The organism is Dysgonomonas termitidis, assembly GCF_042654545.1.
GTDB classification, from domain to species: Bacteria; Bacteroidota; Bacteroidia; order Bacteroidales; family Dysgonomonadaceae; genus Dysgonomonas; species Dysgonomonas termitidis.
Genome location: NZ_JBHSGN010000121.1, coordinates 42,264 through 56,015, shown reverse-complemented (window position 1 = coordinate 56,015; position 13,752 = coordinate 42,264). Strand labels below are relative to the sequence as shown.

General features: G+C 42.3%; 7 protein-coding genes. All 7 read left to right on the top strand.

Features of this window, described 5'->3' with window-relative positions; translation table 11 throughout:
- The first annotated feature begins 72 nt into the window (after window positions 1–72).
- The 7 genes from ACFO6W_RS19950 (at window position 73) to ACFO6W_RS19920 (ending at window position 13,752) form a co-directional block, all read left to right on the top strand.
- On the top strand, window positions 73–3,486 hold the full coding sequence (locus ACFO6W_RS19950) for a SusC/RagA family TonB-linked outer membrane protein (RefSeq protein ID WP_379999713.1): 3,414 nt from the start codon (window positions 73–75) through the stop codon (window positions 3,484–3,486).
- Window positions 3,487–3,531: 45 nt separating this feature from the next.
- Window positions 3,532–5,748 (top strand): RagB/SusD family nutrient uptake outer membrane protein, encoded by a 2,217-nt coding sequence (locus tag ACFO6W_RS19945; protein WP_379999711.1) that lies wholly within the window; start codon window positions 3,532–3,534, stop codon window positions 5,746–5,748.
- Between the two features lie 144 nt (window positions 5,749–5,892).
- Window positions 5,893–7,584, top strand: a complete 1,692-nt coding sequence (locus ACFO6W_RS19940; protein WP_379999709.1) for a polysaccharide lyase — start codon at window positions 5,893–5,895, stop codon at window positions 7,582–7,584.
- Window positions 7,585–7,667: 83 nt separating this feature from the next.
- Window positions 7,668–8,315, top strand: a complete 648-nt coding sequence (locus tag ACFO6W_RS19935) for a DUF3826 domain-containing protein (protein ID WP_379999707.1) — start codon at window positions 7,668–7,670, stop codon at window positions 8,313–8,315.
- A 36-nt stretch (window positions 8,316–8,351) separates the two neighbouring features.
- Window positions 8,352–11,462 carry a DUF6298 domain-containing protein gene (locus ACFO6W_RS19930; RefSeq protein ID WP_379999704.1) on the top strand — a complete coding sequence of 1,037 codons (3,111 nt, stop codon included), beginning with the start codon at window positions 8,352–8,354 and terminating at the stop codon, window positions 11,460–11,462.
- Between the two features lie 11 nt (window positions 11,463–11,473).
- Window positions 11,474–12,406, top strand: a complete 933-nt coding sequence (locus ACFO6W_RS19925; RefSeq protein WP_379999702.1) for a glycoside hydrolase family 43 protein — start codon at window positions 11,474–11,476, stop codon at window positions 12,404–12,406.
- Window positions 12,407–12,408: 2 nt separating this feature from the next.
- Entirely contained in the window at window positions 12,409–13,752 is a 1,344-nt protein-coding gene (locus ACFO6W_RS19920) for a pectate lyase (protein WP_379999700.1), read from the top strand.

The following is a 13,752-nucleotide window of genomic DNA, read 5'->3' as shown; positions in this document are numbered from 1 at the left end:
ACTTTTAGGTATTTAATTAGATGCAAAACCGCCAATCCAAAAAAACAGGTGCATGCAAAAAAACTGATTTTTATGCTTTTATGTTGTTTCGCTTTCACAGCACAAATATATGCCCAGCAACAGATCAAAGTATCGGGGGTAGTTAGCGATGAAAGCGGAGAGCCTATAATCGGGGCTAGTGTAACGATACTGAACACTACAACGGGAACTCTGACCGATATTGACGGGAAATTCACATTGAATGTTCCGTCAAATGTGACCTTAAAAATCTCTTATATAGGCTTCACTCCTCAGGAAATTCCTGTAAGCGGGAAAACAACTATCAATGTTGTTTTAAAAGAGGATTCGAAGCTTTTGGATGAAGTTGTAGTTGTGGGATACGGAACACAAAGAGTTAAAGACCTGACAGGAGCAGCGACACCTGTACAGATGGAGGATATTGAGAACTTGCCGGGTTCCAATCTCCTCGATGCTTTATCCGGACAAGTAGTTGGGCTAAATATAACTAAAAGTGATGGACGCCCGGGATCTACAAGCGGGAAAGTTACAATAAGGAGGCCTGCTCCTATACTCTCCGGTGGTACCGGTAACGGACAGCCTCTAATCGTAATCGACGACGTGATACAGGTAAATTATGAGGGAGATCCGGATATGGCAGCGTTCTATGCGTTGGACTATTCCGAAATAGAAAGTATGACAGTACTGAAAGACGCTTCGGCAGCTATATATGGAGCAAGAGCTTCTAATGGTGTTATCCTTATAAAGACAAAAAGAGGAGCAATAGGCTCGCCACAAATATCCTACTCTGCAAAACTGGACTTCTCCGACGCTGTTAGTCACGTAAAAATGATGAATGCCTACGATGTGGGTATACTCACCAATAGAATGTTCAGACAAACTTTTGCCAATGGAGGAAAAGATTATACCGGATTTTCTTATTCAGAGGACGAACTGAATAAAATGAAGTCAATGAACTATGACTGGCTGGGTGAAGCTTGGGATTCATCATTTTCTCACCGGCATTCTTTGAATGTAAGTGGGGGTTCAGAAAAGGCCACTTATTTTGCAGGACTCTCTTATCAGGACCAGGGTACGAACCTTGGTAGCTTACAGGATTATAACAAATGGACTTTCAGAACGGGCACCGAAATCAAGGTTGCCAGCGGATTGAAAATCTCAGCCAGTGTGGCAGGATTTACAAACGAAAAAATAAGCGGCAACGATAATCCGGGTATTAGTGATAGCTCATGGGGAAGACGTGCGGGATCGGACGGTGACTATGTAATACTACGACATATGCCAAAACACATCCCGATGTCTGTCAATCTGGAAACAGAGCCAGGCATTTCAAAAAACTATTGGATATCACCTTATATAGGGCCACATGCTGTAAACAATGCTGCAAATATAAATTCTCTAAGTGCATGGAATTATTTTGCAAATCAGGAGTCCGGGTCTAAAAAAATAAATAAAGAAAACGGCTATAGTGCTAACTTTTCGTTATCTTACGATATACCGTTTATAAAAGGGCTTTCAGTAAAAGGCACTTATGCCTTAAACTATAACAATACATTCGGTGAAGAAATTCAATCATATTATACACTCGCACGCGCTCAGAATACAAACAAAGAAGGGCTGCATTTGATAGATAATTCTACGAAAGGTTCCCTTATTTGGGACCTAAAGGAATATCGTAATAGTGCCAACCCGGCCAGGATTGTATATAAAAAGGCAACCAGTAGAGGAGAACAAATGAACTTTATGATTAATTACGACCGTACATTCGGCGAACATAATGTTTCGGCTGTCGGTGTAATAGAGCGTGCAGAGAGTGAAGGTTCTGATGAAAGTCTGACTTACCAAAATCCATGGAAAAATTATAATGGAACTTCTATCACAGCAGGCGAACTACTTACTGATAAAAGCGCTACTTATTTAAAAAAATATGAAAGCGGTACATTGTCTTATATAGGCAGGGTCAACTACAAATACGGGAACCGTTATCTGGCCCAATTCCTGATCAGAAGCGACGCATCCACTAAATTCGCACCGGAAAACTACTGGGGAACATTCCCTTCCGGGTCTGTAGGTTGGGTTGTTTCGGAGGAAAACTTCTTCAAAAAGAGCAAGGTTGCAAATATTTTCGATTATCTCAAATTACGCTACAGCCTGGGGCTAACAGGGAAAGATAATGTAAATGCATGGTCATGGCTTACATACTACGCCTTTGAAAACGGTACCGGTTTCGGTTCTCAAGGGGGTGAACTGGTTAGTGGTCTGGGTCCTTCAGGAACAGCAAACCGCAATATCAGATGGGACAAAACTGTTAAAACAAACTATGGTATCGATCTGAATATTCTCGATAATAGGCTGGCTCTAACAACAGATTATTTTTATGATAAGACAAGTGATTTGATTATGCTTCCGATGACCAGCTCATATCCTATATATATAGGGGCTAGTGTTCCCCCTGTGAACTATGGAAAATCAGATAGCTGGGGATGGGAATTTACACTAAGATGGAATGATAAGATCAATCAAAGTTTGCTACCAAAATGGGGACCGATCAAATATGGTATTGGAGTGGATTATGGCATATCTTGGTATAAAATGGTACTAGGTACAGATCCTGTCTTTAACCATCCTGCCGTAGTGAATAATAATCAAAATGCCACAGGTTACAGATCACCCGATAACACTTATGGAATGAAGGTCTGGAGGGGGACTTCGTCTGGAGATGGAATACTACGTACAGACGAAGATGTACAGCGTTACTGGCAATATCTCAAGGATCTGGCAGTAACCTCTAAAAACGATCCGAACGCAGAACCAACATATTTCGGAACAGGAATAGGTAAAGACGCTCCTAAAAATATATACAAAGGTATGCTTGCCTACCAGGATATGGCCGGAAGCGCTAATGCTGAAACCGGAATTATCGAAGGGCCGAATGGATCTATTTCAAGTACGGACGGGGAAGATTTCGCAAAGCTTGCTAATAACAGGACACACAATATAAATACAAGATTCAGTCTTCAATGGGGTGACTTTAGTTGGTCTGCACAATTGGCAACCTCTTGGGGTGGATTTGCAGCAATAGATTACGGTGAAAGCCAAATCATAGATGAAAGTAGAATGATATGGGCACAACCAATATTTGCGAATGACATGTATGATCCTGTGGATAATCCGAATGGAAAATATCCAAGCATGGCAGTAAATAATGCATGGAATGTACACTCCGATTTTTGGTCAGTTTCTACCTTCCGTTGCTATGTCAGGAATATGTCATTTGCATACTCTCTGCCAAGAAATATTTTAAAACCAACAGGAATTGACAGAGTTCAACTGGCCCTTACTGGCAACAACTTGTGGGACTTTTATAATCCTTATCCAAAGAAATACCGTAATATGTATGATAGCGCAACTAGAGCAACTTATCCTACTTTGCGAACATGGACATTAAGCTTGAATCTCACATTTTAAAAATCCGACAGATTTAAGAATGAAAAATAAAATACATTCGCATTTATGAAAACAAACAAAATATTAATCACAACGTTGATATGCCTGCTGTTATTATCTGCATGCAGTGATGAATTTCTAACAAAAAAAGATAATAGTAACAACTTCTCTTCAAATTTTGTATTTGACAATCCGGAGCAGGCCAATGCTATATTCGCTTTCTTTTACAAAGGATGTCTGAGTTCCTATAAAAGTCCGATGTATGGTTCCGACCCATTAATGAGGCACAATAACCAAGCTTCCTTTGGTGGTAATGGTGATGGAGGAAAGAATTATGCATTGACAGAAGAAATAGCAATTCCTGATCTTAACGATAAAAGGATCAACATAAAGGCAGCAATTAATGATATATCCCGTGGAAACTTCATTGGCGGCGATCATTATTGGAATGCCGGGTTGAGCAACAGGGATAAACCGAGATCGACTTTATATGCAAGAGTCTATCAGTTAAATCAATTTATAACAGATATAGATGCTACGGGGCGTAATGCTTATAACGATGACACCTACTGGAATAGACTGCAAGGTCAGGCTATCTTTTTACGAGCCTGGTTATATTTCGACGCATTACGCTTATGGGGTGGAGTCCCTTTTTATGCCACAGAAACTGAAATAGCGGATGTCAACGACCGATCTCCACGCCTGACTGTAGACGAGACTGTTGAAAAGATTTGTTCAGACTTCAATCGTGCTGCAAGTTTATTACCTGACAAATGGGAAAATGGGACAGCCGATTATGGAAGATTTACACGTGTTGCTGCCTTGGCAATGATAAGCAGGGTACGTTTATATGCAGCCAGTCCGGTTTTCAATGCCAGTTGGGACACAGGGATCAAGCGTTGGGATGAAGCATTAAAGGCTTCTTTAACGGCCAAAGAGGAGGCAGACAAAGCTGGTTACGGAACATCTGTAAATTCTATTAAAAGCTGGGACGAAATGTATTATGCATACAACGGTGGAACCTTTAATCCAGAGGCACTTATAGTAATTCCTACTGCGAATAATGAGCTGACAGGAACCAGTGGACTTTTGACAAATGTTTGGGAAAAAGAAATTCGGCCGGCATTTCTGGATGGTGATGGCATTGGGGTTCCTGCTCCAAAACAGATGATAGATCTATTCCCTATGGCAGACGGAAAGCGTCCTGTTACTGGGAACAATTATAATCAGAACGAGTTTTACGTGAACAGGGATCCGCGTTTCTATCGCACATTTATCTTCTCTGGCTGTGCGTGGGAAAGTTCTGCCGGAGCAAAGGTACTTTGGTTATACGGTTACAGAACAGGAAATGATGCTTATAATTATACAGATGGCTCAACTACCAATCAGATATATGGAAAAAGTAAAGCCCTTATATGGAAAATGTCTAACCCTAAAGCATCAAATGATCGTCCGGATTTAGGAGGAGCAGATATTCTGGAATACCGTTATGGCGAATTACTACTGAATATTGCAGAATGCTATGCAGCAAAAGGAGACATAGGTTCATGTACAAGCTATTTAAATATGATAAGAAACAGGGTCGGAGCCGGAACCGTACCATCTATCGGCGATAAATATCAGGCACTAGAAGCTGTTTTGTATGAGCGTCGCATCGAATTGGCCTACGAAGGCAAGCGGGCTTGGGATACCAGACGTTGGTTGTTATATGAAGGAGGAGCTGGATTCCATATTGAGAACAGTGGTACGGCCAGTGTTGCTGCCGCTCATGGACAAGGATGGAAAATATATGACGGTAAAAATGGCAGAGCAAGCTATACGTCCGCATCTAATGTATGCACGAAATTAGGTCTTACTCCTATTAGTGGGATGAAACATGTTGCCGAAATCTGGGGAAAGGATATCACCACAATACAAAGTGGAGATCCATTATCTGGTAACACAGAAAAAGCCGCTATTGAAGCCAATCCAATTAAGAGAGATGATTCAGAGGCAGTCAGAGCTGCCAAACTACAACAACTAAAAACGTTCTATGAAAATAATCTCTCTACTGTAAATTTATCGGGTGACATAAATCTTAAATACGGAATGGATTATGTAGCCGACTATCCAAATGCTGGTATCATGTTTAGAGGCTGGTACTACATTTATCCGATACATTACAATATATACATTATTGAGAATGCTAATACTTGGATCACACAGAATGCAGGTTGGAATATTTCGAATGGATCACCAGGATTAGTCCAAGATGGCACCTATATCTATTGTACTCCGGAATAAAAATAATTAATACCCGGAAAAGTCTTCTGTCATTTCGTACAGAAGGCTTTTCATTAAGAACAAAAAAGATTATATAAACTTATATATTTTAAGACAATTAAGTTCTCTCAGTAAAGAAAAGCTGTAGTTTAAAACAAAAAAATCATGAAAAAAAAATTAGTCTTTGCAAGCACAGCCTTTTGCTTACTTGCATTTAATGCTCAGGTATTTGCCCAATACCCCAAAATCACATCGGAAGTAGCCGCACAATCATCCCAATTACTCAAAAAAGCGGAGGAAGCTTCTAATGCTGCCTGGGAAAAAGCATTGCCTATTATAGAGAAGGAAGCAAAAGAAGGCAAACCCTATATTCCGTGGGCAGCCCGCCCGACAGACCTTCCTCAGGCTGAGATACCTGCGTTTCCCGGAGCCGAAGGAGGTGGAGCATATAGCTTTGGAGGCCGCGGAGGTAAAGTGATCGTGGTAACCAGTCTCGAAGATAGCGGTCCCGGGACCCTTCGTGAGGCCTGCGAACAAGGTGGTACCCGTATCGTTGTCTTCAATGTGGCCGGTATAATCCGTTTAAAGTCACCATTGATCGTACGCGCTCCGTATATTACAATTGCCGGACAAACAGCTCCGGGCGACGGCATTTGCGTGGCAGGTGAATCCCTGTGGGTCAATACTCATGATGTAGTCGTACGGCATATGCGTTTTCGCCGTGGTGAAACATGGGTAGGACGCCGTGATGATGCATTCGGAGGAAATCCGGTTGGAAATATTATGATCGACCACTGTTCTACCAGCTGGGGACTGGATGAGAATATTTCATTCTACCGCCACATGTTCAACCCGGGGGACGGTTCCAAAGAACTAAAACTGCCAACCGTAAATGTCACAATACAGAATACAATTTCAGCTCAGGCTCTGGACACATACAATCACGCATTCGGCAGCACGCTGGGAGGTGAAAACTGCACATTTATGCGTAACCTGTGGGCCAATAATGCCGGAAGGAATCCATCGGTAGGCTGGAATGGAATTTTCAACTTTGTCAACAATGTTATTTATAACTGGGTACACCGCTCTATGGACGGTGGAGATTACACTGCCCTGTTCAATGTAATAAACAACTATTACAAGCCGGGGCCTCTTACACCGAAAAGCTCGCCTGTCGGCCACCGCATACTTAAACCCGAATCGGGCCGCAGCAAATTAGGTTACTATGTATTCGGCCGTGTATATGCAAACGGTAACATTGTGGAAGGCTATCCTGAGATAACAAAGGATAACTGGGCCGGGGGAATTCAGGTTCAGGAGCAGGGAAATACCGACGGATATACTGCAAATATGAGGTGGGACAAACCATTCCCGATAGAAAATCCATTCCCTATCATGACTGCACAGGAGGCCTATAACTTTGTACTGGAAAATGCAGGAGCGACATTCCCTAAACGTGATATCATCGACCAGCGTGTACTGGAACAGGTAAAAACAGGAAAAGTATATTACGCAGAAGGGTTGAATCCGGATGATTTCTATCAGTTTGAACATCGCCGCCTGCCAAAAGATTCATATAAGCAAGGAATTATAACGGACATCAAACAGGTCGGAGGTTATCCCGAATATAAAGGCAATCCATACAAAGACAGTGACGGCGACGGTATCCCTGACGAGTGGGAAAAGAAATACGGCCTGAATCCGAATGACCCAAGCGATGCCGTAAAGGATATGAACGGAGACGGATATACTAATATTGAAAAATTTATCAACGGAATTGATCCTGCAAAAAAAACAGATTGGACCAAACCTGAAAATAATTACGATACGCTCGCAAAGAGAAAAAGTTTATTATAATTTAAGACACCGGATTGATGGTACATAATAAATTACAGATATATTTATGTACCGTCAATCTTTTCAATACTCAAAATACTTTTATGAAACAGACATTTTCTATTCTGCTATTTCTGTTCATCGCCATATCTCTGTTTTCTCAGAATAAGGAAGAAGAATACAACAAAGTTCTGCAACAAAGAGCTGATAAAATCGTAAAAACCCTGGGCATACGAAATCAGGAAATTTACGACAAGGTTACGGATATTATTACTAATCAATACAAAGGATTGGGAGCTATCCACGATAATTCCGAGGCACTGATAAAAACCGCAAAAAGCGACATTTCAGATAAAGAACAACGTGAGACTACCATCAAAAACATAGAAAATGAAACCGACGCCAAGTTGTATAAACAGCATTGCGCATACATAGGGGCATTATCGACTTATCTGACCAATGACCAGATCGAAAAGGTTAAAGACGGTATGACATACGGAGTTGTAAAGGTCACCTACGATTCGTATCTCGATATGATTCCAAGCCTCAAGCAAGAGGAAAAAGATCAATTGTACACATGGCTGGTTGAAGCAAGAGAGTATGCAATGAGCGCCTCTTCTTCCAACAAAAAACATGAATGGTTTGGTAAATATAAAGGCCGATTCAATAATTATTTATCACAAAGAGGATATAACATCCAAAAAGAACGCGAAAACTGGAACAAACGTATTGAAGAGCAGAAAAACAAATGATATTCAGTCATTAAACTATATCGAATATCTTAAAACATGAAAAAATCATATTTCATAATACTTCTTCTTATTTTGGGCGGATATACTTCCGCTCAGAATAAGAAAGCGGAAAAACCTGTTCCTCCTTTAGAACTGAAAGATGGCAGGCTTTCTTACACTCCTGACAGCTTAGGAAACAGGATTCCTGATTTCTCCTATGCCGGATATATGGCCGGAGAAATACCTATCCCCTGCCCTGCGGCTACTATAATCATTCCTCATACGGATGGAGATGCCACAAAGATTATACAAAATGCCATTGATTACATTGGAAATAAAGAAACAGACAAGACCGGGATCAGAGGGGTAATTCTCCTCCAACCCGGAGCATACCATATATCAGGAAACCTGAATATCTCGCGTTCAGGAACAATTCTCCGCGGAGCCGGAATGGGCGATAAAGGAACAAGCCTCATAGCCACCGGAAAAGACCGGAGAACCCTCATTCAAATCGAAGGGCAAAAAGACCTGATAAAAGACGCTGCAATAGAAATAACGGACAATTATGTACCGGTAAATTCATTGACACTAAACATCGCAACAGGACATAACCTGAAAACAGGAGATAAAATATTTATCCATCGCCCATCTACTACCGAATGGATAAACAAATTAGGAACAAACCACTTCGGAGGGGGAATAACCGCCCTCGGATGGAAAGCAGGAGAACAGGACTTATATTGGGACAGGACTATTATTTCCGTCGCAGGCAATAGAATAACGATAGATGCCCCGCTCACCACTGCTTTAGACAAAAAATACGGAGGCGGCTTTGTAATACCTTATACATGGAACGGACGTATAAATAATGTCGGAATAGAAAACCTATCATGCATATCCGAATATGATAAGAATAACATGAAAGATGAAGCTCATTCATGGGTAGCTATTTCGATGGAAAATATATGCGATGCATGGATACGAAATATTACATTCCGCCATTTTGCAGGTTCTGCCGTTACCGTGCAGGAAACAGCAAAAAGAATAACAGTTGAAAATTGCAAATCGTTTGTCCCTGTTTCCGAAATCGGAGGGCAACGTCGTTATACATTCTTTACTTCCGGCCAGCAGTGTCTTTTCCAACGATTGTATTCGGAGCAGGGATACCATGACTTTGCTGTAGGATTCTGTGCTCCGGGACCCAATGCTTTTGTGCAGTGCGAATCGGAATTACCATACAGTTTCAGTGGCCCTGTGGACAGTTGGGCCTCCGGCGTATTATTCGATATAGTGAATGTAAACGGCAACGCACTGAGTTACAAAAACAGGATGCATGAAGCACAGGGAACCGGATGGAACGCGGCAAACAGCGTATTCTGGCAATGCTCGGCATCCCTTGTTGAGTGCTTTGCACCACCGACTGCTCAAAACTGGGCATTTGGCACCTGGGCTGAATTTTCCGGTGATGGATACTGGAATGAAAGCAATAATCATATAAATCCCCGTAGCCTGTATTACAAACAGTTGGAAGAAAGACTCGGCGAGTCGTATCAGGACAGGGCCAATCTTCTACCTGTAAGCTCGGAAGCTTCGAGTTCTCCATCTGTGGCAGTAGCGACAGAGCTTACCAAACAGGCTTATCAGGCTCCTGTCACACTAAGCGAATGGATCGATAGCGTAGTAGCAAAACAGAAATTTCCGGCGGATGATAAAGCCGTAATATTTACTTTCAAAGAAAATATTTCAGAAAAAAAACTACCGGTTTACCCTCTGGCCATTACAAATGGCTGGTTAACGAGAAATAATAGTGTCCAAACCGGATACAAGCATAATATCCAGTGGTGGAACGGAACAGTCCAACCGGCATATCTGGCCAAATCGGCCAGTCCCCATATTACACGCTTTGTGCCCGGGCGAACAGGTACAGGGCTGACCGACAACCTTGATTCCGTCGCTTCATGGATGCAAAAGAACAATATTATCGCTATCGACCATAATTATGGTTTATGGTACGACCGCCGTCGCGACGATCATGAGCGGGTACGCCGTATAAACGGGGAGGTATGGCCGCCATTCTATGAGCAGCCTTTTGCCCGCAGCGGACAAGGCATGGCTTATGACGGGCTGAGCAAATATGACATCACAAAATATAATGACTGGTATTGGTCGCGGCTGCATCGCTTTGCTCAGATCGCCGATAATGACGGATTGATACTCATGCATCAGAATTATTTCCAGCATAATATTATCGAAGCCGGAGCCCACTGGGTTGACAGCCCATGGCGTCCTGCCAATAATATTAACAATACAGGCTTTCCCGAACCTGCGCCATATGCGGGAGATAAACGTATTTTTCTGGCTGAGCAGTTTTACGATATCAGCCATCCTGTAAGACGTGAACTTCATCGCGCATATATACGGCAATGCCTCAACAATTTCAGAGGGACAAACAGCATAATACAGTTGATAAGCGAAGAGTACACAGGACCTCTCCATTTCGTCCAGTTCTGGCTCGATGTCATTGCCGGGTGGGAAGCCGAAACAGGAGAAAAGCAACTGATTGCCCTTAGTACAACAAAAGATGTACAGGATGCCATCCTTGCCGACCCTGTACGTTCCAAAATCGTAGACATCATAGACATACGTTACTGGTTTTACCGTAACGACGGCTCTACATATGCACCCGAAGGCGGTCTGAATCTTGCACCCCGTCAGCATGCAAGACTGGTGAAACCGGGAGGTAGCGATTTTAACTCGGCATATCGGGCCATCAGCGAATATAGGCAAAAATTTCCGGACAAAGCGGTTACCTTTTATTCCAGCACTTATCCGCAACAAGCATGGGCGGTATTTATGGCTCAAGGCTCTCTGGCCTGCCTGCCTAAGATAAGCGACGGCAGATTCCTCAAAGACGCATCGGCTATGAGCATTATTCCCGAAATGAATACAGAAGGACAATATGTACTGGGAAATCCAGCAGTAGGATATATCATATATTCCGATAATAAAACCATCTCTATCGACCTGAGCGGCACTAAGAACAGTTATGACCTTTATCAGATCGATGCCAAAACAGGAGAAATAAGTAAGGACAGACAACAAATAAAAGGCGGAAGTGCAGTCAGTATTCAGAAGAAAGAGACAGTGCTTTGGCTTGTAAAAAAATAAATCACCCTATTATGAAGAAAAGTATCTTATTCTTGTTCGCATTAATAGCATTTATATCCTGTGATACAAACAAAAATAAAGAACAAAAGGAAGCAGAGGTATATATGTTCACTTCTTTCCGCGAACCTGCTACTGACGGATTAAAATTATTATACAGTTACAACGGATATAAATGGGACAGCATACCCGGCATATTCCTCAAACCGGAAGCCAGAGTTCAGAAATTGATGCGTGACCCAAGCATTGCCACAGGGCCAGACGGTACATTTCATCTGGTATGGACTTGCAGTTGGAAAGGCGATCCGGCATTTGGCTATGCTTCATCAAAAGACCTGATAAACTGGTCGGAACAGCGACATATCCCCATTATGGCATTCGATACGACCACTGTAAATGTATGGGCGCCCGAACTATTTTACGATGACGTAAACAATGACTTCATTATTGTCTGGGCTTCCACCATTCCATTCAAATTTGAAAAAGGAATAGAAGACGAAGATAACAACCACCGCTTGTACTATACCCGTACAAAAGACTTTAAGGATTTCTCAAAAGCTGAGATACTCTATGACCCTGGATATAGTTCAATCGATGCGGTAATAGTAAAACGTGATTCAGCCGATTATGTATTGGTATTCAAAGATAACACACGTCCTGAAAGAAATATGCGTGTAGCTTTTGGAAAAACAGCCATTGGACCTTACGGCAACCAATCGGAGAAATTCACGGAGAACTTTACGGAAGGGCCTTCTGTTGTCAAGGCCGGAGACGAATGGCTGATTTATTTCGATGCTTACAGGAAAAAATCATATGACGCTGTCTCCACAAAAGACTTTAAAACATTTACAGATATCAATGGTAAAATATCCGTACCCACAGGCCATAAACACGGCACTATATTCAAAGCGCCGGAAAGAGTATTAAAAGCCCTATTGGATAAATAAATATGAAAAGAATTCCAGTCATATTATTGTTTTTAATATTCTCCTTACTTATAAACGCGCAGCTACCTGCATTTCCGGGAGCTGAAGGCTGGGGAATGTATGCTACAGGAGGAAGAGGCGGTATCGTCTTAACTGTAACCAATCTGAACGACTCCGGCGAAGGCAGTTTCCGTGAGGCTGTAATGAATCCGAATCCCCGGATTGTCATATTCAAAATATCCGGAACCATCGGATTAAAATCGGAACTTATAATAAAAGATCCATTCCTGACAATTGCCGGGCAAACAGCTCCCGGTGATGGTATCTGCCTGAAGAATTTCCCTCTGCGGATTCAGAATACTCATAACATCATTATCAGAAGTATCAGGGTCCGCCCGGGAATCGAATCAGGATTAATCGGTTCCGAAATTGATGCTATCGAAATCAGGGAATCCGAAAATATTATAGTCGACCACAGTTCTTTCAGCTGGTCGAATGACGAAGGGATAAACAATTGGCACAAAAGTGGTCACATCACATTCCAATGGTGTATTATGAGCGAGCCGCTCAACCGGTCTGTACACGAAAAGGGAGCGCATGGATTTGCTTCCACCCTCGGTGGATATAAATCGTCCTTCCATCATAACATACTGGCTAATGCTGTTGCCCGCAACCCCAGCATTGGAGGGAATGACAGCCACCATACTGTACTGCTGGATATCCGCAACTGTGTAATATCTAATTGGGGGCACCGTTCATGTGACGGGAAACCATTATCCGTAAACATTATAAATAATTACTATAAACCGGGGCCGGCAACAAAAGACGATGTAAAGCGACGCATTGCCCGTATAGACAGGACCGATCATATGGGATTCGGTAGTTTGTGGCATATCGAAGGGAATTATGTGGAAGGCTATCCTGATATTTCCGCCAATAATTGGGACGGAGGGATTGATTTCGAAGCTAATACTTCGATAGAAAAAAACAGGCAGGCTGAAGCGTTTAAGGTAGCTGGCGTGACAACCCAGTCTGCTACCGAAGCCTATAAGTCTGTATTAGCAAATGCCGGCTGTACAAACAGGGATAGTCAGGAAGAAAGAATCATAAAGCAAATAGAAACCGGAAAGTATCTCTATACCAAAGACGGAATTGTAGATAATATAGAACAAGTGGGGGGATATCCGATCTTAAAAACCGGAACCATATTAAAAGATTCGGACGGGGACGGCATGCCCGATGAATGGGAAATAGCACAGGGATTAAACCCGCATAACGCGAAAGACGCGTCTCTCGTTTTTCAAAATGGCTATACCAATATAGAGAACTATATCAATAGCCTGATTCCCGATCCATATAAAAAATAA